Source organism: Christensenella sp. KGMB01412, from assembly GCF_055522415.1.
Map to the genome: position 1 here is coordinate 310,228 of NZ_JBVFVW010000004.1, position 24,344 is coordinate 334,571.

Here is a 24,344-nt window from a genome sequence, read left to right on the forward strand (position 1 = left end):
TCGATGAGAATCCATCTTGACATCTTTTTCAGGAACAGGTAAACTGAAAAATGGGTAAGCAAGAGCTAACCCATATATTTTATGCGGGAATTAGCACCGGCTTACTTCATTGCCGGTCAGGGGGATATTATGAGCGGTGGATTTTTAGCGGCGGCGTTGCTGCCCATTCTTGGAAACATGATTTTAAACGGCGGTAAAAACAAGCGTAAGCCAAACCAGCTGAATCTGCCTTCGTTCCGCGGCGTGCTGGAAGTGAAAAGCGCTGTTGACGGCAGGATCCGTTTTTCCATTCCGTTTTTGAAAGGCAACGGGCAGATGGCCGCACAGGCCGAGCAGCAAATCAGCAGGCTAAAGCCGGTTTCGCAGGTCTCGATCAATACGGTCACAGGCTCGCTTTTGGTCTGCTACGACAGTTGCGCAGTGCAGCCGCAGCTTTTGCAGGCGGCTGTTATGAAACTGCTGGGCCTGGAAGAAGCTGCAAACGAAAGCGGAGGTTCCCTGCTTGGACGGGAATGCCGCACATTTGCGCAATCCATGAACCATGCCGTTGCGGATAAAACCGGCGGACTGATGGACCTGAACTTTTTGATCTCAATTCTTATGATGGGCGTTGGGATGTTTTTTGTTTTGAAAAATCCGGCGAAGTTCCCCAACGGGTATACGCTGCTTCGTTGGGGAACCAATCAACTGCTTGGACAAAGGGGCGCCGGCGAATGAGCGGATGGAAGGCAGGAGCGATCAAGTCCTTTTTTCGCGTGGTTATAAATTCAGATATCCCCGGGCGGCTGCGCATTAAAATTAAGAATTTCCGACTGATTCCGGAGACGGGCGTAAACGCCTCGTTACCGTATATTTCAAAGGCATTTGGAATATTGCCGGGCGTAAAAAGCGCCCGGCTGAATCCGAAGGTCGGCAGCCTGCTGATTATTTATGATCCGCTTAAGGCCAATACGAAAAAAATACTTGAATGGATCAATATCATGATAGAAACAGGCGTAAAATATGCGCCGGTCATTGCCCGTTCCGGTATCAGGGAACCCGCGCGCATAGAGGCTTTTTTAATTGAGCGGCTTACAAGGCGCGTGCCGGATATGGAAAAAACGGAGGAACTATGATAAACAGCAAAATTACGTTTCATGGGGTGACGCTGCGGCAAACCACGGGACGCATACGCCTGCACTATGAAGGCATTCGTTACCTGAAAGATTATTATAAGGAAATCGGCAAAAAGCTGTGCGCAATGGCGCATATTGATTCCGTTACCTTTAATTCAGTAACGGAGAACCTCTTGGTTTATTACAGGCATAACAAGCGTGTGGCGGACCGGTTGCAGGAAACCATAGATTCCGTACTGGAGCCGTATGCGATGCAGGCATATAAGGCCATAAAAGAGGAAAATGCCCGCCAGTCTGCAACAGAGACAGAACAGCCGGGCGCGGATTCCAAATCTATTCTGAAAAGGCTGGCGGTTTCAGGTACTACGGTTGCCCTTGGAAATACCCTTTTGAGAAATTATGCCAAAACGGAACTTCTGAAGGTTCCCTATCTTGGAAAGTTTACAACCTTTCCCGCGATTGTGAGCCTTGGCCTTACCGTGCCGCTTTTTCAGTCGGCGTGGAAGGGGCTTGTGCGCGATAAAAAGCTAAACGCGGATTTTTTGACCGTGACTTCTATTGTGGCCAGCATACTGCTCGGGCAAAGCTTTTCCGCCCTCACCATTATTATGCTGTCGGATGTTGCTGAATTTATGACTACTTATACGATAGAGCGTACGCGCAAGTCTATCAAAAAGCTGCTCAGCGTGGAAGATGCGTATGCGTGGAAGATGCTGGAAAGCGGGGAGCTTGAGCATTGCCCGATTGAGGATATCATAATTGGGGATACGGTGGTCATTCACACGGGCGAAAAGGTGACGGTGGACGGAGAGGTGCTTACCGGCCAAGCGCTTGTGGACCAAAGCTCCACAACAGGGGAGTTTTTGCCGGTTGTGTGCAAGGAAGGCGATAAAATTTTTGCGGGCTCTATCATAAAAAGCGGCGTTGTAACAGTGCGCGCCCTAAAGGTTGGCGACGACACGGTTGTTTCGCGCATCATCAATATGGTGGAAAACGTTGCTTCGCAAAAAGCGCCCATCCAGCACTATGCAGATCAGTTTTCCAATTATCTTGTCCCGCTTAATTTCCTCGCCGCCATTGCGGTTTATGCGGTTACGCGCAGGCCGGATCAGGCCCTGAAAATGCTGGTGATCGATTATTCCTGCGGAATTAAACTTTCCACAGCGGCGGCTTTTTCCGCGGCAATCAACGCTGCCGTGCGGCGCGGTATATTAATCAAGGGCGGCGCTTTTCTGGAGCGCATGAGTGATGCGAACACCATCATTTTTGACAAAACGGGAACCATCACGGAAGGAAAACCGGAGGTGGTGGCCGCCAAAATACTTACAAAGGAATATACGGAGCGCGAGGTGGTGGCGCTTGCCTGCGCTGCGGAGGAAACCTCCAGCCATCCGCTTGCCGGCGCAATTTTGGATTACGGTACCAGGATGGGCGTTGAAATACCGGTCCACAGCGATACTGTGACCGTAATCTCCAAGGGCAGCAGCACCATGGTGGACGGAAAATGTATCCGTGCGGGCAGCCTTGCCTATATGCGGGAGAACAAAATCAGGGTGCCGCGATCCGCGCAGATGCCGGCTGAAGTTGGCATTGCAACCTATATTGCGGCGGACCATACCCTGCTTGGCGTGCTGTGCGCGATGGATAAGCCGCGCACCAATATCCGCAGGGCAGTCAACAACCTCAGGAATAAGGGAATCGACGAAATCTCCCTTCTGACAGGAGACAGCAAAGAGCAGGCGGGTGCGGTTGCCTCCCAGATCGGCGCGGATTCCTATCAGGCGGAGCTTTTGCCGGAGCAAAAGGCGGAAGCCGTATTAAAGCTGCAGGCCGACGGAAACAGGGTGGTTATGGTGGGCGACGGCATCAATGACGCGCCTGCGCTGTCCTATGCGGACGTAGGGATTTCGCTTGGAAGCAAATCCACGGACGTCGCCATGGAAACGTCCGATATTGTAATCGGGCGAAACGATCCCATGCTGATTCCGCAGGTCAGGGATATTTCGAGCAAAACAATGGAGATCGTCAAGCAGAATTTCGGAATGGTAATCGGCATCAATACGCTGGGGCTTATTTTGGGAGCGGCGAGCAACATATCCGTTTTCTGGAGCGCGATGCTGCACAATATGAGTACGATTGCAGTGGTTGGCAATTCCTGCCGCCTGCTGTTTTACGATAAGGAACGGGAGAAGGATTTATAATGCTGCATTCGGATTTGGAAGTATTGCATACGGTGCGCGGAAGGATCAGGGTGCGCCTGCCAGAAGGGCTTTCCGATCCCGGCGCCGCGGGCTTTTTCCTGTGCGGACAGAAGGAAGTGAACGGATTTCGCTATAATCCTGTGATCAGGACGGCGCTTGTGTGGTACGAGGGGATTTCGCAGGACGAGATACTGGCGCGTCTTGCGGTCGCTTACGCAAACCAAAACGGGATGAAATACATTCATTTAAAGAATTGCCAGGCAAAGAAAACGCCTAACATTACGCCAAGCGGAAGGATTGCCCTTGCAACCATTCTTGCAAACATTGCGGTGCAGGTTTTTATGCCCGCAACAATACTTGCCAATATCACAAAATGGTGCGCGGTCGGGACAACGGCGGGTGCGGTGATCGAGCATGGATATCATGAGCTGTGCGAGCAGGGCGCCTTTGATCCGGAGGTCATGTCCATCATGTATCTGGCCAATGCGGTAAATAAAGGGCAGACGATCTATGCCACGCCGCTGGTGTGGCTGATTACATTTGGGCGGCACCTGTTTCGTCCAAGTGACCGGGGCGTTATGCTCAAAATCGAAGAGGGCTGCGAAAACGAATATTACGTGCGCGTGGTGCGGGACACAAAAAATCCTAAGAAAACAGCTTTCCTGGGAGAGTTTTTTAACCGTTACCTGCAAACCTATCCGCAGATGCCGCTTGCTTCCGGCGGGCGTTTTATCGTGCAGGAGTAAAAACCGGAAGGGGGTTCCGCCAAAGGGACGGAGCGTGCCCGGAATATAGTGTGAAACCGGCCAAAAGCCGGATCGATAAAGGAGGATAAAAAACTTATGATGAGCGGACTTGCAAAAGGACTCTTGATCGGATTTGGAATCAGCGCGGTAGGATTTTATTTCTACAAAAAAAACGAGCAGAAGGTGGATTCGTTTTTGCGCGGGCATGGACTGCCGGTTCCGGATTCCGGAAAAATGAATCTTTCAGACCTGTCGCTTGAAGAACTCATGGAAACAAAAGAGGACATCGAGGATATCATTGCAGAACGTGAAATGAGCGGCGAAAGCAGCGTCATAACCTGCACGGCAGAAACCGTTAAGCTGGAAGAAAAGCCTGAAAAAGCATAAGGTTCCTTTGAAAGAAAAACATAATTCGTAAAAAACCGTACCCTTATTTGCTGTACGGTTTTTTGCGTATTGATTGCCCGGGATAAAGCAAAAAACCATGTAAAAAAGAAAGGCCAATGGCAGAAAAATTCTGCCATTGGCCTTTTTCCTGAAGTATAAACGGGTTTGGGTTTCGTATTACCAGACCGGCGATAAGGGGGTTATCCTCATCAGGCACATATCGTCGCCCGCTTTGATGCTTTTCAGCAGGTCGACCTCCACCTCGCAGCCCCATACGTCTTCAAAAAGCTCTTTGCTGTAACCCATCGTGCAGTAGCACCATGTTTTCGTGTCGAGCCGTTTTACGTTTGCGAGCATGGGGCAGGGGCAAAACGGAAAGCTCAGGTACAAGGCTCCGTCCTCTGTGAAAAGACCGGCGTTGTGCGCTTTTTCGCTGCCCGCAAATTCCTCCATATTGTTTGCCGAGCGGGTAAGCTCCCGTACCAAAGCCTTTTTTTCGTCCATGCCGTAACCGCACTGGCAGCCCATTCGCAGGCGCTTCAAGGTCTGTGTGTCAAAAGCGGCCTCCATTCGTTTCATGGTTTCACAAACCCATGCTGCGTCGTCCATACTGCCTGCGCCGCCTTCGTATACGATTGCCGCCGCAAGCTCTTCCCCCGCGGCAGCTTTTATCCTTTCAAACAGGGCTGTTTCCTGCATCTTCCTGATATCAAACATATCATTACCTCATTTCTGTATTTCATAAATTGGGTGCACTAAAACAACTGCGAAGCATAAGGCTGTTCGCACCGTTTTATTTTGGATTGTTTTATTGATGGTTCGATATCAGCAAAAGATTGGATCGAGCATAATGATGTCCTTTCAATTCAAATTACGTATCAGTTTAGCATGAAACCGGCAGGAGGTCAAACGCACGCAATCTGTACGGCTGTTTCTCCCCAAAACATAAAAACAAAAAGAACCGCCTTTGCAGAACGGTTCTCTCTGTTTTATCATGGGAATTACCCGTTGATCCTCAGCTTCACAGGCGTTTTGATTTTTTCGATACACGCTTTTACCACGCTGTCGTCAAGCCGTTCTATCCCCGGATTCCAGTATTCGCGTCCAAGAAATGTATACTTTTTCGCGGCAAACCGGTGATAGGGAAGAAAGTTGATCTCCGCCACTCCGATTTTTTCGGCAAACCGCACAATTTTAGTCAGCGAACCCACATCAAAATTGAACGATGGTATTACGGGAACACGGATGACGAGGCGTTTTGCCACTTTGGAAAGGCGTTCGCAGTTTTCCATGATGCGTTCGCACCGTACGCCTGTGTACGCAAGGTGGTTATCGCTATCCGTGCTTTTTATGTCGAATAAAAACACATCAACAAAGGGCGCGATTCGTACAAAATGCTCCCACGGAACATAACCGCACGTCTCAATGGCGGTTCCAATACCGTTTTTTTTGCACAAAGAAAGCGTCTCCTCAAGAAAATCCACCTGCAAAAGGGGTTCGCCGCCGCTGAACGTTACGCCGCCGCCCGTACGGGCGTAAAACGACGCGTCCCGTATTGCGATGTCCAAAACCTCCTTTGGAGTAACATATTCTCCCTTAAGGTATTTAGCTTCGGCATAGCAGGTCTGTACGCATTTTCCACAGCCCGTGCACAGCGAACGGTCAATATCGATTGTTTTTGTCGCTCCCGTGGGGCATGCCCTGATGCACATTCCACAACCGATGCACAGGTCAGGGTTAAAGAGGATCTCCGGCTGAGGATGGATGGATTCAGGATTGCAGCACCACCTGCAGCGCAAAGGGCAGCCCTTCAGGAATATTGTCGTTCGTATGCCGGGCCCGTCATGTATGGAAAACCGCTGGACGTCAAAAATACAACCCTTCATGTCAATACTGTAAAAGGCTTGTGCGGTCTATAATGTCGTCCTGCACATCCTTGCCAAGCACCGTGAAAAACGCACTGTAGCCAGCGACGCGCACAACGAGCGAACGGTATTCGTCCGGACATTCCTGCGCGTGTTTGAGATCGTCCTGCGTTACCACGTTAAACTGAGTTTCCCACACTCCGCAATCTACGATGCTTCGCATATATTCGCCAAACACCCGTTTGCTGTCCTCACCTTTGAAGATAGACGGATGCAGGAGCTGGTTCAATACGGAGCCATGCCCTGCGCGTACGTTGCACAGCTTACCGGCAGACCTCAAAATTGCAGTTGCGCCGCATTTATCGTCACCATGTGTGGGCGATACGCCGCCATCGTTAAGCGGCTCCCCCGCATGCCTGCCGTTTGGCGTAGCGGCAGTGTGTTCTCCGTTGGGGACATTTGCAGTCATATAATAGATGCCTGCCGTAAAAATACCGCCACGCGCGTTCCTGGGCCCCTCAAGCGCATCGCAGAATACCGCAACTGCAAAATCGCTCATGTCGTCGGCTTTGTCGATGTCGTTGCCGTATTTGGGCGCTTTGTTTTTGAGCATAAGCCTCAGGGGCTCGTTATCTGCAAAATCGTTTTTCAGTGCGGCGACCAGTTCCGCCATACTGAGTGATTTTTCATCAAAAACAAATTTTTCGATTGCCACCAGCGAATCGCCCACTGTAATCGGCCCGACTCCAAGCGGGGAGGTATAGTTATATGTTGCGCCGCCGCGTTCAAAATCAACGCCTTTTTCAATGCAATCGTCGATCACAACCGAGCAGAAGGGCAGGGAGAGGAATTTTTTGTGGCACATATCGATCACGCGGTCATACCTGATAAGGATGTCTGTAAAATAATTCACCTGCTTGCGGTAGGCGTCCTTAACGTCCTCAATGGAGGTAAAGGAGCACGGATCACCTGTCTGCGGCCCCATTTGCTGCCCGGTGAGCATGCACTTCCCGTCGTTAAGCGCCAGCTCGAAGCACTTTGCGAGGTTGATATGCCCGCAGTTGCCCCAACTGTTCGTCTTGCCGTCGATCACGGGCTCGCTGCAGCCAAGGAAGCTGAAATTATACGCATCCGCATCACTGGCGCCGATTTGCTTTACTGCCTGCCCAATCAGTTTGTCATTATATATTTTTACTTTGTTAAGTCCGGCCTTTACGTTTTCGGTTACCGCGTCGATCAGCCTTTGGGACGTGTGCTCATGAATCCTGACGGCAATATCGGGCTGTGCAAGGCCGATTCCCCTGTCTGCCTCCAGTACGAGGATCGATACATCGTTTGTAACGTCGCTGCCGTCGGCGAGCGTGCCGCCAATCGTGATCGTCTGCCCGTGTGCCGGACCGGTGTTCACAAGGGTGGATTCGTTCGAGGAAATTTTATCGATCTCGCTCAGCTTCAGGTAAAAGCATTCCATCAGTTCAAGCGCGGAATCATGGTCAATTTTTCCTGCGTCAAGGTCGGCCTTATAATATGGATAGAGATACTTATCCAGCCTGCCGATGCTGATCGCAAGGCCGTTTCCTTCGAGCTGGATGGCAAGCTGTGTCAGGTAGATAAACTGAAGCGCCTCCCAGTAGGAAGAAGCCGGCCGGGCCGGGATATTCGCACAGTTTTCTGCAATCTGCAGGAGCTCTTTTTTTCGTGCGGGATTGCTTTCCTTCTTTGCCATGTTCTTTGCAAGTGCGGAAAACCGATTCATGTATTTGATGACCGCCTTCATCGCCTCGATGCAGGATAAGTAAAATTCGCGTTTATCCACATAGTCGTCCATAAGGGAGTCCAGTGCGGACAATTTTTCCTTGCAGATGCAAATTATGTTATCAAAGCCGGTCGCAAGCAAATACTCGTAGTTTGGAACCAGATGTCCCGGCGATTTGGACGCGTAGCTGGCATTGTAAATCACGCCAAAATCAATGATCTTCTGCAAATCATCAGGCACACAGGCCATAACGCGTTCGTCGAGCGCGCGCCCCTTCCAGTATCTGAGGCATTTGTGCATCTCCTTTTTTTGTTCCTCGGTGATTGCGAACCGGTCTCCCTGGCGCGTCATAAAGTCGTCCATTTGAGTAGAAAGCCAGCCGGCGGCATAATCGGGGAACATAGGCGTGCTGCGGACTTTTTGGGCGTGACAGCCTACGATCAGCTCGTGATCGTGAATGGAAATCGTCATGTGTTCCATAATGTGCCGAAGCGCAAGCGCCCGCTTCATGGGATCCGATTTATTTTCGTTATTTTGATAGCTTTCCGTGACGAGTACGGCGCGCTCGATATCTGCGCTGCGCGTAGCCGAGAAAAAAGCATTTTTCAGTGCCGTTATTCTGTCGCTCATATCTTAAACCTCCAAATTAAAATCTGTGTGCTTTGGCACAAAATCCGTGAACGCGATAGATAATGCCGTCCAATCGGGCGTTTCGGTGCCACGGAAGCCGTAAGGCCCCTTTGATTCTTATTATAGTAAAGGCGCCGCAGCGTCTAAAGTCACAATTATGTCGCCCGCCCAGGACAAGAATTGCACGCAACAATCGATGGTTTAAGCGTGGCTTTCTGTTTTCTTTTCGCCCGGGATGATGATATGATAGAAAGAAATGGCAAATTGGTTTTGAGGATCGGCAATTATGCAGCGTTATAAAAAACAGGATGCGAGCATCGAATGCGAATTTATCGTCCCGGCAGAAGTCTGTGGAAAGGCCGTAAGGCTTGGCCTGCAAAAAGAGCAGCCGCAAATGCAGCAGGCGGGCAAACGGGCGCAGCTCCAGAGATTTGAAAGCGCGGCGTCCGCGTTTTGCCGCTCTCTTCGTGATTTGAAACATTATGCGCACGGTAAAACGCAAAAACAGGTATTGTCAGCCCTCCTTGTTTTGGCAGAGGATACTGAGCTCCATAATGATATTGCGGGGCGAATCCTGACGGGTGAAACGGCTGAGGCTGCCGTGAAAACTGTTGCGGAGCAATATGTGGGAATTATGCGGAGGGCGGAAGACGGACAAATGCGCTCGGGCGCGGTAGAGCTGGAAAGTATTTGTACTGGATTTTTGGAGCACATGTCCCGCGGATGCGAAACGGACTACGCAGGTTACAGAGATCGCATCGTTGTGGCGCTGGAGATATCGGCGATACAAATCATGCGCCTTTCCATGGCTGGCGCGCTTGGCGTAGCAGTGGAACGGGGGAGCAAAACAGGGCATGCGGCAATTTTCGCAAAAACCGAAGGAATGCCCTATGCTATTGCGGCGGAAGGTTTGTACGATGAAGTGGCAGACGGAGACATGGTTCTATTCGATCCGGAAAAGGAGCATATTGTGATACGGCCCCCAGATATACAGGCGTCCGGTCCCAAAAAGTGCGAAGAGAGCCAGGCAAAGCCAAAGCCGTTTTTTGCAGCGAACGTAACCGGACGGCGCGGCGCGCTCAGCGCAAAGAAAAATGGTGCGTGGGGAATCGGCCTTTTGCGGACGGAAGCGCTGTTGATGCAATACCACAGGGAGCCGGGGGAAAAAGAGCAGGAAGAATTGTACCGGACAATTTTGCAGGCGGGCCTGCCGGTCTATGCCCGTCTGGCCGATATGGACGAGGATAAAAGACTTCCCTGGCTCATGGCGGAAAAAGAGGGAAAGCGATTGCGCGGCATTGATGCGGTTTGTGAAAACAGGAACTTTTATCAGACGCAAATCAGGGCGCTTCTTGGCGCGGGTTATCTTGCGCCTCATGGAATTATGGCGCCGATGATACGCTGTGCTGAGGATTTTGTATACGTAAAAAGAATGGTTGCAGAAGCCGCGCAGGACAGGAAAATACCGGCGGAACGCCTGAAAACAGGCTGTATGGTTGAAACGCCGCAAGCGGTGGAAGACATTGAGGAAATCGCGGGGCTTGCCGGTTTTTTGAGCATTGGAACAAACGATTTGACGCGATACACGCTGGGCATGCCGCGGGAAGAGGACTTATCAACGTTGTATCCGGAAATCAAAAAAAGTATCAGCAAGGTTGTGCGGGAAAGCCACAAAAAAGGGGTAAGCGTAGGAATTTGCGGCGACGCAGCTGCAAATAAAAACAACTTGCTTTTTTTCGATGAGATTGGCGTGGACTATGTCAGCGTACCGCCTTCCCTGATCGCCGGGCTTGCCGATTTACATGATAAAAATGAGGAATCTGATTTCCGCGGGCGTTGACACCATTGTTACTTTTTCTTGCCCCTGTCTGAATTTATAATAAGGATCGATGTTAATATTATTTCAGGCAGGTTATTATGGCTAATTATTTGATTGGATGCGATATTGGAACGAGCGGTGCGAAGGCCATCGTGATTGACGACCAGGGGACACTGCTGGGGAGCGGATATATTGAATACCCACTGCTTGCTTCGCAGCCCGGATGGTCGGAGCACGATCCGCAGGATTATTGGAGGGTGTTCAAACACGTGGTGCGCGGCGCGCTCCAAAATTCCGGCGTGGATAACAGGGAAGTCAGGGGAATCAGCGTAAGCTCGTGTTCGCCATGCAGCGTTTTTGTAGACCGCCAGGGGAATGCGCTGGACAGAAGCCAGACATGGCAGGACCGGCGCGCGGTGGACGAGTGCCGGTATGTGCAGCAGTTTTATAGCGCTGATGAAATATTCGAGCTTACCGCAAACACGCTGGATCCGCATATTGGAGCACTGAAGTTGCTATGGGAAAAAAACAACCGTCCGGAAATCTACCAGAAAACCTTTAAGATGCTCAACCCCGCCAATTATATTACGATGCTGCTCACAGGGGAATTTGTAACGGATTACTCGAATGCGTCGCTCACCGGCTTGGTGTTTGACATCAGGAACCGGAAATGGCGGATGGATATCGCGGAAAAGGTCGGGCTTGATCCGGATAAATTCACGCGGCTCGCCCCGTGCGACGAGGTGGTGGGGGAAGTGACGCAAAAGGCGGCGCAGGAATGCGGCCTTGCGGCAGGCACGCCTGTTGTGGCGGGAACGATGGACTGCAATGCGGGATGGCTTGGAAACGGCGCAACGATGCCGGGCGACGCGAGCTTTGTCATGGGCACCGCGGGCGCGCTTGGCGTTGTGCACCAAAATCAGGTTTTCACAAAAACGATGACGAACGTTGTGCATACCGCGTATTCCGGCCAAAACTATACGACGCTTGCGGGAACGGCCTGTTGCGGCGGGCTGATGAGGTATTTCAGGGATGCGCTCGTGGAAACCGACGCGCGGATCGCCAAAGAGAACGGAGAAGATATTTATGATATCCTGACGGCAGAGGCGCAGAAAATACAGCCGGGCGCAAACGGCCTGCTCATTTTACCGTATCTGTCCGGCGAAAGGACGCCGCTATGGAATCCGCTTGCGCGCGGGGTGGTATTCGGATTATCCTTATCGCATACGCGCGGGCATTGGGTGCGTTCAATGATGGAAAGCGCAATTTATGCGGTTTACCACTGCGTGAAAATCATGAAGGAAAACGGGCTTGAAATGAAGCTGCCGATTGTAGTGAGCGAGGGCGGCTCAAAGAGCCCGCTATGGCGGCAGATTGCCGCGGATGTGATGGGAATCGAGTTTTCCTATACGCCCAACGCAAAGGGCGCGCCGATGGGCGATGCAATCAATGCGGGCGTAGGCGTTGGGATATTCAGGGATTACGAGGTCGCGAAGGATTTTATTGAGGTAAGCGAGTTTAACAAACCAGACGGGCAGAACCACGCGCTCTACCAAAAATATTTTGAACAGTATCTAAAGCTTTATGAAGACGTAAAACCGGATTTTGAATCTCTTGCACAGTTATTGAAGGCGGAGTAAGGAATGTTAAGTCAAAAGTGCGCCCAAATCATATCATATCTTTGCCAGCAGGCAAACGGGGAAGAATTTGTCCGCGTGGAAGAGCTGGCGAAAAAATACAACGTGTCGGAACGCACGATCCGTTATGATATCGATAAGATCGATTATTTTCTGAAAAAAAACTCCTTTCACGAGCTGCTGCGCGAAAAAGGCCTTGGGATTCGCCTTGACGAATCACCGGAAAACATCAGGAAAATAAAACAAACCATGCTTGAATCAAACCTGCAGAATTACGTAATGACAAAGCAGGAACGGGTGGTTTTTATTGTCATGATGCTTTTTGACGCAGAAGGGTTTATCAAATACGATGAAATCGCCGACAAATTTTTTGTGAGCAGGAAAACGGCGATTGAGGATGTACGTTCCTTAAAGGACGACATAGGCGAAGACAGCCTGCAATCAACAAAGTATGGTATTATGCTGCACGTGGACGAACCAAAGCGGCGCAGGGTTGTAATAGACTATGCCTTAAGCGTGTTCACGCCGCTTGAACTTTGGGAGATTACGCAGGATATATTTTCCAATATCAGCATCGTTATTGAACGAAAATGGCGTAAGATGATGGATGGAAAATTCGTCGATATGTGCGGGAAAGTCCTGCGTGAAACAGAAAACAAAAATAAAAAGCTGCTGACGGACGATTATTATTACCTTGTGGTAATCCTGACCGCGCTGTCCCTTTCGCGCGCGGCGCAGGGGTTTACGGCAGGCGGGGCGGAATACAGCGGGGAAGACGCTTTCCTCAATGAGTTTTTTGACGGGGTGCAGGCAAGCCTTAAGATGGAAATAAGCGCGAATGAAAGGGCGTTTATCGAAAGCGAGGTGAAGCGCATCCTGCAGCCGGATGGAAGCGAAGGGATTGAGATCAAGGCAGACCTGATTGCCGAACAGTTCATCATACGCATCAGCGATCTTACGGATGAAAAATATTACATGGATCAAACGCTCAGGCAAAGCCTGCGCCAGCATTTTGAAAGAGCCCTTAAAACAACGGTGAAGGCAAGGGCCGTTACAGGGACATTCGACGAATATGTGAAAAAAAACAAAGAGCTGTTCGGTGAAGTCAGAAGGCTGCTCGATGAAATCAACGCGTTTGACGCGGTGGTTGATAAGGAATCAGAGGCGGTACTTGTCATGCTGCATTTTTTGGCGGCAAGCGAACGAAAATTAAGTAAGTTTAATGATAAATACAGGGTGCTTGTGGTTTGTTTGAACGGGATTGGAACCGCAAAAATGATATCGGCAATCATGCAAAGGCATTTTCCTGAGGTTGAAATTATCGATACGGCTTCCCTGCACAGGGTGGATGAGCTTGTGGAAAAGGAACAGCCTGATTTTATTCTTTCCACAGTCCCCGTTAACAGCAGGAATATCACGGTAATCGAGGTGCATTCCATGCTCAGCGGTAACGATATTGAAAAGATACGCTCGTTTATCAAAGCGCACCCACAAAAAAGTTCCCGCGGGCAGCAAAATGTATTTGAAAGGCTGATCAATGCGATTGGTGAGACTTGCGACATCCGGGATATCATCGCCCTTGAGAGCAAGCTGAAAAACATTCTCAACCTCGAAAAACCGCAGAGGGAACGCAAGCTCAGGGATATGCTCACGCCGCAGACAATTCAGGTGGGGGCTTTGGCCGCGGATTGGGAAGAGGCGGTCAGGGTAAGCGCGCAGCCCCTTTTGGAGCTTGGATTGATCGAGCAGAGCTATGTCGACGCCATGGTGGATAATATTATTGAGATGGGCCCCTACGTTGTCATTGCGCCAGGCATCGCAATGCCGCATGCCTTGCCGGAAAACGGAGTGAACCAGAGCTGCATCGGGCTGGCGGTGCTGCAAAAGGAAGTCGAGTTTGGAAATGCCGCAAACGATCCCGTTAAGCTGATTTTTTCCATGGGCTCCCGGGACGGAAAAGAACATATGAACGCCCTTGCGGAGCTGATTAATGTGATCAGCGATAAAGCCCTCGTCAGGGGAATCGAAAACGCACATACAAAGGAAGAGGTTATGGAGCTTCTCCATGAGTTTTGGCAGGAATGAAAATTAATTTTAAATATCGGCGTAGATGCGCTAAACTGGACATAAACGCATTACGGCAATCACACAGGGCGCCGGAACTATGATGCGACGAAAAGGGAACGGAATGAAAATCATCACATTGTGCGGCTGTGGCCTTGGAACTTGCTTCCTGCTCAAGTTCACAGTAGAAAAAGTATTGGCAAAGCATGGCGTGAGCGCGCAGGTAACACCCTGTGATCTTGGCAGCGCGCCGCTGGAATATGCCGATATCTATGTATTCCCGCAGGGGCTTGAAACGAAGGGGACGCTTTCTCCTGGCGCAAAGTTCGTTGAAATAGAAAACGTAATCGATGAAGCGGAAATTGAGGCAAAGCTTACGCAGTATTTGGAACATGAAACGTTATGATGGATTGGTTTATTGAAATCTTAAAACCACCGATACTGCCCGCCGCTGTGGTGGTGGTGGGTTTGTTATTGCTGAAAAAACCGTTTTCGGGTGTACTGTCCGGCGCCATAAAAACAATGATCGGGTTTATGCTGCTGGTATTCGGCGCACAAATTGTCATGTGGTCGGTCTCGCCGCTTACGGATATCATATGGAATGGCTTTGGCACGCAATCGGTGCTTTTGAACAGTGAATTCATGGGAGCCGCATTGATAGCGGATTACGGATTCGAAGGATTTTGCGTCATGTTTATCGCGATCGTGGTGAACCTCTTGCTGGCGCGGTATACAAAAGCGAACGGAATCTATCTGACAGGGCATCACCTGCTCTATAGCTCGCTGCTTATTACGGTCATCCTCGGAACGTTAACGCCGCTTCCGCCCTGGGCGGTCATTGTAACGGGCGGGGCGCTGGTGGGCGTTTACGCCTGCCTGACGGTCAAAGCGACGCAGCCACTCCTGCACAGGGTTACAGGCAGCGGCGACATTGGCTTTGCCAATTCAGGCAATACGGGGGTTTTGCTTGGAAGCCTTCTTGGAAAGCTGTTTCAAGGGAAAAAGAAGTTTGAAAAAGGCCAAAAAAGCCGGTTTGAAATGAAGGATGTCGTGGTGCTTTCCACGGTCGTTATGTTTTTTTACTATTTGCTTTTCAGCATTGCCGCAGGAAAAACGCAGGGAAACTGGGGCCTTGACTGCCTGTTATATGCGGTGGGCTTCGGCGCGGCTGTATCGGTTGTGTTTTTGGGCATGAGAATGCTGCTTGCTGAAATCATCCAAATTATGTATGCGCTGCAGGCAAGGTTTGCGCCAAAAGCAGTGAAAGGGCTGGACGCATCGGCTGTGATTTCTTATTGCCCTGCCGCGTGGATGTGGGGCTTTCTTTTGAGCTTTGCCGCAGGGATTGCGGTAATGCTCATAGCATTGCTCGCCGGGGCCCGGTGCGTTGTGCTGCCAGGCGTGGCAAGCTGCTTTTTTACGGGCGGCTCTTCCGCCGTTTTTGCAAATGCTTATGGCGGCAAGCGGGGCGTTGTGATATCGTCCGTTGCAGTAGGGCTTGTGATCTCCCTGAGTATTATGTGGATGACGTCGTCAGTCCAGGCGCTTGATGGTTATGGAGTGGCTTTTGGAGAAACAGAGTATGGCGTGTGGGGCGGCCTTGCCGCGTGGTTTGCGCGTCTATTTGCAGGTGCATAAGAATTTTGGGCAGGCCAGTTATGAAACCGCCGTCTCCTGATAGCGTCAGGGCAGGGTTCCAATAAAATTCGATAGATAATGGTAGGACAAAACATGATTTGCAAAACGATGAAAATCAAAAATAACGTCGGCCTGCACGCAAGGCCCGTATCGGTGATTGCTGCCGAAGCCCAGAAATATTGTTCGGAGATCAGCCTGAAGCACGGGTGCGACGCGGTCAGCGCAAAAAGCTCGGTTAAACTCCTCTCCCTCTGCGTAGGCGCAGGCCACACGGTAGAGCTTATTTGCGATGGTCCGGACGAAAAAATCGCCATGGAACAATTAACAAAGGTATTTGAACACATCAACGAAGAAAACTAAATCAATTTCTGCAAAACTTCCAGGAATGAAATTATTGCAAAGTAAAAATGAAATGCTTGTGACTTTTTGAATTGGTCAAAACGTATTATGCTTGTACTAATCAAAAAAATCACATCTTTTTTTATTCATGGATTATTTAGGATAAGGGGAATCTTTATGGAATACGCATTGGTCATGAAAGATATTGTCAAAACATTCCCGGGCACGATTGCAGTAAACCACGTTAATTTTGACGTCAGGAAAGGCGAGGTGCACGCACTCTGCGGCGAAAACGGGGCGGGCAAATCCACCCTGATGAAAATCATTGCAGGGGAAAACGGAGAATATGAAGGACAAATCTTTATCAGCGGAAAAGAAGTCAGGCTGACGTCGCCGCAAAAGGCAAAGGATAACGGCGTTGAGATTATTCATCAGGAATTGAGCCTGGCGCAGCCGATCTCGATTGCGGAGAACATTCTTGTGGGCAGGCTTCCCAAAAAAGGTTTTTTGCTTGACCAAAAGGAGATGATGAACCGCTCGGCGCGTTATTTAAAGAAGGTCGGGCTGGATTATGTGGATCCGGCGAGCCCGGTATCCTCCTTGAGCCAGCACGAAGCGCAGCTGGTAGAGATCGCAAAGGCGCTCTCCAACGAACCGGAGATACTGATTATGGACGAACCAACCTCGGCCCTATCGCGTGAGGAAGTAAAGCGGCTGTTTGTGATCATCGACGAATTAAAGCGCAATGGCCTTGCAATCATCTATATCTCCCATTTTCTCAACGAAGTATTCACCGTTTCCGACCGCATCACAGTCATGCGGGACGGCAAATACGAGGGGACGTATCACGCGCGGGATACGAACCCCGGCGAGATTATTCACAAAATGGTAGGCCGCGACGTTGAAGATTTCTACGCAGCCAGCCGCAACAATGCCGGAGACGAAATGCTGCGCGTAGAAGGGCTCAGCAGGTACGGATTTTTCAGGGATATTACATTTTCGGTCCGGGCAAAAGAAATAGTGGGGCTGTGCGGGCTGACAGGAGCCGGACGCAGTGAAATTGTGAAATCAATCTGCGGACTGGATCCGCTCGATGAAGGGGAAATTTTTATCGAAGGCGGGAAAACAGAAATCAAAAACTACGAGTCGTGCATTCGCCAGGGGATTGCCTATCTTCCGGAAGACCGCAAAAAGCAGGGCCTGCAGCTTGGTTTCAGTATGGCGGATAATATCACCTCGGCAGTGGTTACGGCACAATCCAAAAGAAAATGGGTAAATAAAAAAAGATATGGCAGCGAGATCAGGGCGTTCATCGAAAAGCTCAAAATTGTACCAAACCAGCCGCAGAAGGTCGTAAAAACATTTTCCGGCGGGAACCAGCAAAAGGTACTGCTTGCCAAATGGATGGCAGTCCATCCAAAGCTCCTGATTCTTGACGAACCGACAAGGGGCGTGGACGTAGGCGCCAAGGAGATGATTCACAATGCCGTCAGGGAGTATGTAGCAAAAGGAAACGCGGCGATTGTCATTTCATCCGACATGATGGAGCTGAGTGGATTATCGGACAGGGTATTGATTATAAACCAGGGGCGGCTGACAGGCACCATGGGAAAAGACGAATGTACGGAGGAAAGCCTGCTTATGGCTTCAAATGGCGGGGTGGCAAACGATGAGTGAAAACAGGATCAATCGGTCGGAATTCGTAGGAAAATATGGCGCATATATTATTGTTGTGATACTTCTTGTGGTCGGCGCGTTTGTATCAGACAAATTTTTCAGCGCAATGAACATTATGAACATACTGGAATCGGTGGCGTTCCTTGGAATACTTGCCGCGGGAATGTCCCTCGTTACATATGCCGGACAATCTGTCGATCTTTCCGGGCCTTCCGTAATAGCGGTTGCCGGATTTGTATCGATCATGACACTTGGGGCCGGCCTTGTGGTCAGCATCATCGCAGCGCTCGCAGTTGGCGCGGCAATCGGCCTGCTGAATGGTTTTGTGATCGGAAAATTCAGGACGAACACAGTTGTGTGGACGCTTGCAGTCACATTTGTGGCAACAGGGCTCATCCGCGTCATTTTTGGCAGCACCAACATTTATCCAAACACGCAATACGATGTTTCAGGATTTGAAGCGATCTCGCGCACAAAACTCTTTGGTATCGTGCCGGTCAGCGTCGTGATTATGGTATCTTTGCTGATCGTATTACATATTATTGTATCGCGCAGCAAGTATGGAGCAAAACTTAAAATGGTAGGCAGTGCGGAATCCGCCGCAAGGTTTACGGGGATCAACGTCACGCGGGTTATCTGCTCAACGTTTATCATCAGCAGCGTTTGTGCGGCGCTTACAGGAGTCTTCATTGCGTCGCTTTCCAAGTCAGCCGCATACAGCTACGGAACAGGTTACGACTTCAAGGCGATCACTGCGATTGTATTAAGCGGCGTTTTACTGGACGGAGGCAAGGGCAGTATACTGGGCGTTTTGGGCGGCGTGCTTACGATTGGGCTGTTGAACAATATACTGACGCTGCTCGGAGTCAATTCATTTTTACAGGACGTTGTGGTCGGCGCGGTATTTATCCTAGTGGTTTGGATCACTTCGTTCTCAGCTAAGAAGATGGAGGAAAAATATGCTTAATACAAAATCAAATATCTGGACAAAAGTAAACCAGAACAGGATCTATGTCATATTCCTCGTCTTATTTGTGGTCATGTCAGTGATCGCGCCGAATTTTTTCAACGAATTCAATATTACAAATATTCTGGGGACTATGGTTTTAAACGCAGTGGTCGTAATCGGCTTCACGGTTGTGATCATATGCGGGCACCTTGATTTATCCATTGTTTCGGTGATCAACCTTGCGGGCAATATCGCAATTTACGTCAGCCTGCAAACAGGAAGCTGGGCGCTTTCAATCATCGCGGCAGTGGGCGCAGGTGCGCTTGTGGGCGTGATCAACGGCCTGCTGGTCACAAAAGCAAAGATCAATTCCTTTATCGCAACCCTTGGAATGATGACGCTGGTGCAGGGCCTTGTTTATTACTCTAATAATGCGGCGACACTTTCCACTACAAATTTTGAAGCGGCGGACTTTTTGGATAACGCGGTGGTGCCGCTGTTCCCCGTGAAGGCATTGATCGCCATTGCGCTTGTAATCGTATTCCATATTATCATTGCAAAAACGCCAAAGGGAAAAGGCTTTTATATGGTGGGCGGCAATCAGGAGACGGCATGGTTTGCCGGGCTCAATACAGACCGCTACCTTACGGTTGCATTCACACTATCCGGACTGTTTGCAGCCCTTGGCGGCGCGCTGTTCTCACTGAGTATGGCTTCGGCGATGGCAAACATCGGCGAACGCGGAATCAATCCGCTTATGACGATCATCGCGGCAACCGTGCTTGGCGGGGCAAGCCTTGCCGGGGGCAGGGGAAGCATACTCAACAGTTTTTTCGGGGTTCTTACACTCACCGTATTGTTCAATGCGCTCACATGCTTCAAGGCAGGATATGAAATACAGATATTTATCAGCGGCCTGGTGCTCATGGTCGTAATCCTGATGGAGGCGGTGGACACCTATAAGAAGCAGAAGATGGAGGGGGCTCATCCGGATTTGATGCGGGAAGCCGTACATCTGCCGGAACGTGCCGGACGGACAAAGCAAAGTAAAGTTTGAACGTGAAGTTCACTAAAAAATATGAGGAGAAAATTATGAAGAAGAGAATTTTGTTAGTAGTTGTCGCAATGCTGATGGTACTTGCGCTGTTTGCCGGCTGCGCTCAGCAGTCGCCGGCAGAATCTTCGGCAGACGCTTCCACGGCGACGGGTTCATCCGCTGCGGGGGAAAGCGCCGCTGCTGGCGGAGACGGAGGATCAAACCTCGAAAAATCGCTTGCGATCGATGTTTCCGGTTATACCACGCCGGACGGGAATCCGTTGTTTATCGATACGATTATTCCTGAGCCGCCGACGCGTCCCGAAGATCCGGATTCCCTTCCGGAAACGGATTCAGGCCACTGGTACGACTTCGAATATCCCTTTGCAAACGTAGAGAAAGAAACAATGCCGGAGTCCCCCGCGGATGGTTGTATTGGAAAAAAGATCATTGTAATCAAAAACGGCGACCATCCTTATCATACGGCCTATAACGAAGCGGCCGTACAGGCAGGCGAAATTTATGGCATGGATGTGGAAGTGATGTCCCCCAACTGGGATGTAAACGTGCAGACGCAGATGGTAGACCAGGCGATCAACGAACACCCGGACCTGATCATCTATCTGCCTGTTGACCAGCAAACATCCGCGCAGCACCTGCGTAAAATCTATCAGGCAGGCATTCCGGTGATTGGCTCGAACGTTATGCCCAGCCCGGAAGGAATGAAGTACCTGCTCAGCTTCAGCGCGCCGGACGATTGGGGACAATCAAGGCTCCTTGCACAGCAAATCGCCGAGGATGCGGGCTACAAAGGCGGCTATGCGATCATCACGCACAATCCCGGAGGATCGGCTTATTATGCGCGCGCTTACGGCGTCGTTACAGAGCTTGCAAAGATTGCGCCGGACATGAAGCTGCTTGATATCCAGACGCCGGGCATGGAGGCTGAGGAAGTTAAGCGCGTCGTATCCGACTGGATTACAAAATACGGCGACGACCTGAACGTAATTGCAACCTCAGAGACGACCGGCCAGGCAATCGGAGCGATAGAAGCCTGCGAAGCTGCGGGCCGTGACGATATCATTATCGGCGGGATCGACAACAGCGAAACAGCGCTCAATTATGTCAAAGAAGGAAAGCTTGCCTGCGCGACCAACCAGCCCCCCATGCAGGACGGCGCATTGCCCGTTCAGCTAGCAGCCAAGTGGTTTAACGGAGAAGAGCTTCCAACCGCAATTCTGATGACTCCCGGCGTAATCACAAAAGAAAACGTTGAGAATTATCTGCCGGCACAATGGTAAAAATTTGATAAAACCAAATCAAAAGGCCCGGACTAGTCCGGGCCTTTTGATATTCCGTGAAAAATGCGGTGATATTAAATTTCATCAATCCGCTTGCCTGATATAAGCGCCTGCAATGCTAATTTTAATGCGCGGTTCACAGGAATGCTTGTTAATTTTTGGCCTGGTTGATATAATATATCGGCGGTATAGTATGGAACAGGGGATTGACGCCGATTCGAAAAAATCGCATGGAAAGATAGGGTAACGCAGGCATGACTACAGTGGGATATATCAACGTATCGCTTGAAATATGGGGAAGCCTTCTAACGCTGATCATCGCAATATGCCTGATGATCGGCAAAAAATCAAAGAGCAGGCAAAACCGCCTTTTCCTGCGGATATTAATCTGTAATATTGTTATTCTGGCAAGCGATGCGGCGGCATGGCTGAGCAAGGGAAGTCCTGATCCGGCAAACTACTGGATGGTGCGGATAGCAAATTTTCTGGTTTTTTCATTTGGCTACCTGCTTCTCACGGCCTTTACCAATTATCTCACCAATTATATCGGGCAAAAGACAAATGTTTCGTATGCTCCGCTCAGGGCTGTACGGGTAATGTGCGTGGTTGCGGTACTATTTGTGGTTATTTCCCAGTTTAACCATATGTTTTACAGCTTTGACGGAAACAACCTGTACCACAGGGAAAGCTCCTTCTGGGTTTCGCAGATTTGGGGTATTGTTGGGCTGTGCATCAATGCGGGCCTTTTGATCCGGTACCGCAAAAGCATGGAAAGAATCGAGCTTATCGCGTTTTCTTCCTATATTATATTGCCGGTGGCGGCAATGTGTATCCAGATATTTGTTTATGGAATCGCATTGCTCAACCTTGCGACGACAATTTCGATTTTGATCATTTTCCTGTTCATTCAGGAGGAGCAGGCGCGCAGGATCCGGCAAAGGGAGGCGGAACTTGCGGATGCAAAGGTTTCTATTATGCTAAGCCAGATACAGCCCCATTTTTTGTGCAATTCGCTGGCTGCCATTAAGCAGTTGTGCGATATCGAGCCTGAACAGGCGAAGGAAGCGGTCGTGGAATTTTCAAATTATTTGCGGGGAAACCTCGATGCGCTCACAGCCAAAGGGTGCATTCCGTTTGAACGGGAAATGATACAGGTCAAAAGCTATCTTTCCCTGGAACAAAAACGGTTTGGAGATATTTTGAAAGTGGTTTATGATCTGCGGGCACAAAGCTTCCTGATTCCGCCTCTTACAGTGCAGCCCATTGTGGAAAACGCCGTGCGCCACGGCATTACCAGAAAGGAAGATGGCGGGACGGTAACGATTTCAACCTGTGAGACGCAGGAATCCTTTGTCATAACTGTTTCAGATGACGGGGCAGGCTTCCGGGTGCCAGACAGGGACGATGGCGGCAGCCATCTGGGCCTTGAGAATGTGACAAAACGGGTAAAGGATATCTGTGGGGGAGAGGTTGTGGTAAACAGCCTGCGGAATCAGGGAACAACAGTTACGATTACAATCCCAAAGGGGGACGGCGAATGCGGAGCATTGCCGCGGTGCTGATCATTATCACCAGTGTGATTGGCAGGTAACGCGGGCGTTTCCCTGCAAAAACAGAAGCAATAAATACAAGCCCGGCAACAATTTTTGTTGCCGGGCTTTTTGTGTTGCCGAAAATCTGGCGCATGCGAACCAAAAAGCAGAAATCACACAGAAGTCACACATGCGGCGTGAGTGATCCGTTTGACTCCTTAAAATCAAGTACAAACTACCTTATCATGAAAACTCAGGAATGAATATATGAGTGTGGTTATATTCATTCGCGCGGTCTGCATATTGTAAAGGGCCGTGTATGGGCAAACCAGGCTTATGAAAGAGGAATTGCAGGAAAAAAGATGCAGTTGACAGTTACAACAGATTACGCAATCAGGATTATTATGTATCTCGCCAAAACCAAACGGGTAACCTCGGCGGGAGAGATATCTGAAAAAGTAGGGATTGCGAAAAAGTCGCTGCTTGCGACGGCGAATAAATTAAGGAGCGCAAACCTGATCACCGGGCATATGGGGGTATCGGGAGGCTACAGCCTCCTGCAAAAACCGGAGAATATTACAATTCTGGATATTTTGAAGGTAACCGAGGGACCGTTTAAGATTATGCGTTGCCAGGAGCATGAGCCGTTCTGTTCGTGTTTTGCGGCGCAGGAATGCCCAACCCACAGCTTTTATCGTGAGGTACAGGAAAAACTGGAAAGGCAGTTTGAGGAAACGACGATCCAGAAGCTGATTGACGGAAGTAAAAAAAGCACACAATAAACACCGAAGGAGATACTTGTGAACGTAGCATTTTGTGACGACTGCAAGGAAAATATAACTTTATATACGGACATACTCAGTACGATCTGTGAAAAACACCGTATTGACCTGGATATTACCCCATATCTGAGCGGAAAGCAGATGCTGTTTGAATTGAGCGACACAAAAGAGGAGCCGGACCTGATTTACCTTGACGTCGATATGCCCGGGATTAATGGCATAGAGACTGCAAACAGGCTTCGCGATAACGGAAGCGAAAGCGAGATCGTGTTTTTAACGTCGGCGACCTCGCATAACGTCATCCTGCAAGCGTTTGACGTGGGCGCCTTCCACTATGTAGTCAAAGAGGAAACCAGCCGGGAGCAGTTTGAAAAAATATTTTTGAAGGCGTTTGAAAAATGCCGGAATAAAACGCGTGAAACGCTGATCTTTTCCTGCGCGGGGGAGATACGCAAGGTTTTTGTAAAGGATATCCATTATTTTGAGATACAAGGTCACTATATCAATGTATATTATGACAACACCAGCTTTGAGTTTTATTCCACCTTCGGAAAGATAGAAAACATGCTGTATGATCACGGCTTTTTAAGAACGCACCGTTCCTATATCGTATCGGTGGATAAAATCGCACGGATTAATATAGGGATGAAGGAAATAGAGCTTTCGAACGGGGAAAAGGTTCCCATCGGAAGGGTATATTTGAAGGCGGTAAAAGAGGCATGCAGCTGAACCCGCAAGGTAAAAGGCGCGTATGCTCCCTGAAAATTTTAATCTGAAATATGCGGAGGGTTTCGAAAGTTTTGGTTTCGCGGACATTGGACGGGTTAATGTAATGTTGGCAGAGCGGCAAGCCGGTAAAGAAGAGGTCTG

Annotated in this window: 21 protein-coding genes; 18 read left to right on the top strand and 3 right to left on the bottom strand. The window is 49.8% G+C overall.

Translation table 11 applies throughout. The features are described from left to right. Nucleotides 1-81: 81 nt before the first annotated feature. From ACS5WU_RS09050 to ACS5WU_RS09070, 5 genes are all read left to right on the top strand, one after another. Entirely contained in the window at nt 82-717 is a 636-nt protein-coding gene (locus ACS5WU_RS09050; protein WP_160295622.1) for an HMA2 domain-containing protein, read from the top strand. Then, nucleotides 714-1,115: a heavy-metal-associated domain-containing protein gene (locus ACS5WU_RS09055; RefSeq protein WP_059109710.1), complete on the top strand. Its 402-nt coding sequence runs from the start codon at nt 714-716 to the stop codon at nt 1,113-1,115. Before ACS5WU_RS09050 ends, ACS5WU_RS09055 begins: the two co-directional genes overlap by 4 nt. Beyond that, the gene (locus ACS5WU_RS09060; RefSeq protein ID WP_302760388.1) at nt 1,112-3,316 is read left to right on the top strand and encodes a heavy metal translocating P-type ATPase; all 2,205 of its coding nucleotides are present in this window, start codon (nt 1,112-1,114) and stop codon (nt 3,314-3,316) included. Before ACS5WU_RS09055 ends, ACS5WU_RS09060 begins: the two co-directional genes overlap by 4 nt. Continuing rightward, nucleotides 3,316-4,062 carry a hypothetical protein gene (locus tag ACS5WU_RS09065; RefSeq protein ID WP_052740471.1) on the top strand — a complete coding sequence of 249 codons (747 nt, stop codon included), beginning with the start codon at nt 3,316-3,318 and terminating at the stop codon, nt 4,060-4,062. Before ACS5WU_RS09060 ends, ACS5WU_RS09065 begins: the two co-directional genes overlap by 1 nt. Nucleotides 4,063-4,158: 96 nt before the next feature. Then, nucleotides 4,159-4,449 carry a hypothetical protein gene (locus ACS5WU_RS09070; protein WP_046443670.1) on the top strand — a complete coding sequence of 97 codons (291 nt, stop codon included), beginning with the start codon at nt 4,159-4,161 and terminating at the stop codon, nt 4,447-4,449. Nucleotides 4,450-4,626: 177 nt separating this feature from the next. On the opposite strand, the gene ACS5WU_RS09075 is transcribed toward ACS5WU_RS09070, so the two are convergent. The 3 genes from ACS5WU_RS09075 to ACS5WU_RS09085 all read right to left on the bottom strand — a co-directional run bounded on the left by ACS5WU_RS09075 (nt 4,627) and on the right by ACS5WU_RS09085 (nt 8,700). Next, on the bottom strand, nt 4,627-5,166 hold the full coding sequence (locus ACS5WU_RS09075) for a DUF6144 family protein (RefSeq protein ID WP_046443671.1): 540 nt from the start codon (nt 5,164-5,166) through the stop codon (nt 4,627-4,629). 284 nt (nt 5,167-5,450) lie between these two features. Further along, nucleotides 5,451-6,335 carry a glycyl-radical enzyme activating protein gene (locus tag ACS5WU_RS09080; protein ID WP_302760389.1) on the bottom strand — a complete coding sequence of 295 codons (885 nt, stop codon included), beginning with the start codon at nt 6,333-6,335 and terminating at the stop codon, nt 5,451-5,453. A gap of 1 nt (nt 6,336) precedes the next feature. Next, a complete protein-coding gene (locus ACS5WU_RS09085; protein ID WP_059109706.1) occupies nt 6,337-8,700 on the bottom strand; it encodes a glycyl radical protein in 2,364 nt (787 codons plus the stop codon). Between the two features lie 286 nt (nt 8,701-8,986). Between ACS5WU_RS09085 and ACS5WU_RS09090 the strand changes: the two genes are divergently transcribed. The 13 genes from ACS5WU_RS09090 to ACS5WU_RS09150 all read left to right on the top strand — a co-directional run bounded on the left by ACS5WU_RS09090 (nt 8,987) and on the right by ACS5WU_RS09150 (nt 24,203). Beyond that, nucleotides 8,987-10,540, top strand: coding sequence for an aldolase/citrate lyase family protein (locus ACS5WU_RS09090; RefSeq protein WP_059109705.1), 1,554 nt, complete (start codon nt 8,987-8,989; stop codon nt 10,538-10,540). Between the two features lie 77 nt (nt 10,541-10,617). After that, complete coding sequence (locus ACS5WU_RS09095; protein WP_046443675.1) at nt 10,618-12,159, top strand: FGGY-family carbohydrate kinase; 1,542 nt, start codon at nt 10,618-10,620, stop codon at nt 12,157-12,159. 3 nt (nt 12,160-12,162) lie between these two features. Next, nucleotides 12,163-14,241, top strand: a complete 2,079-nt coding sequence (locus ACS5WU_RS09100) for a BglG family transcription antiterminator (protein ID WP_302760391.1) — start codon at nt 12,163-12,165, stop codon at nt 14,239-14,241. A gap of 79 nt (nt 14,242-14,320) precedes the next feature. Continuing rightward, nucleotides 14,321-14,626, top strand: a complete 306-nt coding sequence (locus tag ACS5WU_RS09105; RefSeq protein WP_082103479.1) for a PTS sugar transporter subunit IIB — start codon at nt 14,321-14,323, stop codon at nt 14,624-14,626. Then, a complete protein-coding gene (locus ACS5WU_RS09110) occupies nt 14,623-15,858 on the top strand; it encodes a PTS transporter subunit IIC (RefSeq protein ID WP_082103480.1) in 1,236 nt (411 codons plus the stop codon). The genes ACS5WU_RS09105 and ACS5WU_RS09110 overlap by 4 nt, the downstream gene beginning before the upstream one ends. A gap of 93 nt (nt 15,859-15,951) precedes the next feature. Beyond that, nucleotides 15,952-16,218, top strand: coding sequence for an HPr family phosphocarrier protein (locus ACS5WU_RS09115; protein ID WP_046443678.1), 267 nt, complete (start codon nt 15,952-15,954; stop codon nt 16,216-16,218). A gap of 156 nt (nt 16,219-16,374) precedes the next feature. After that, nucleotides 16,375-17,874 carry a sugar ABC transporter ATP-binding protein gene (locus ACS5WU_RS09120; protein WP_320606799.1) on the top strand — a complete coding sequence of 500 codons (1,500 nt, stop codon included), beginning with the start codon at nt 16,375-16,377 and terminating at the stop codon, nt 17,872-17,874. Further along, on the top strand, nt 17,867-18,841 hold the full coding sequence (locus ACS5WU_RS09125) for an ABC transporter permease (RefSeq protein WP_052740473.1): 975 nt from the start codon (nt 17,867-17,869) through the stop codon (nt 18,839-18,841). The genes ACS5WU_RS09120 and ACS5WU_RS09125 overlap by 8 nt, the downstream gene beginning before the upstream one ends. Continuing rightward, nucleotides 18,834-19,880, top strand: a complete 1,047-nt coding sequence (locus ACS5WU_RS09130) for an ABC transporter permease (RefSeq protein WP_302760445.1) — start codon at nt 18,834-18,836, stop codon at nt 19,878-19,880. Before ACS5WU_RS09125 ends, ACS5WU_RS09130 begins: the two co-directional genes overlap by 8 nt. Nucleotides 19,881-19,915: 35 nt before the next feature. Next, the gene (locus ACS5WU_RS09135) at nt 19,916-21,160 is read left to right on the top strand and encodes a sugar ABC transporter substrate-binding protein (RefSeq protein ID WP_046443682.1); all 1,245 of its coding nucleotides are present in this window, start codon (nt 19,916-19,918) and stop codon (nt 21,158-21,160) included. Nucleotides 21,161-21,414: 254 nt separating this feature from the next. Then, nucleotides 21,415-22,722: a sensor histidine kinase gene (locus ACS5WU_RS09140; RefSeq protein ID WP_302760444.1), complete on the top strand. Its 1,308-nt coding sequence runs from the start codon at nt 21,415-21,417 to the stop codon at nt 22,720-22,722. A 332-nt stretch (nt 22,723-23,054) separates the two neighbouring features. Beyond that, nucleotides 23,055-23,474: an RrF2 family transcriptional regulator gene (locus tag ACS5WU_RS09145; RefSeq protein ID WP_046443684.1), complete on the top strand. Its 420-nt coding sequence runs from the start codon at nt 23,055-23,057 to the stop codon at nt 23,472-23,474. A gap of 18 nt (nt 23,475-23,492) precedes the next feature. Continuing rightward, complete coding sequence (locus tag ACS5WU_RS09150; RefSeq protein ID WP_059109701.1) at nt 23,493-24,203, top strand: LytR/AlgR family response regulator transcription factor; 711 nt, start codon at nt 23,493-23,495, stop codon at nt 24,201-24,203. The last annotated feature ends 141 nt before the right edge of the window (nt 24,204-24,344 follow it).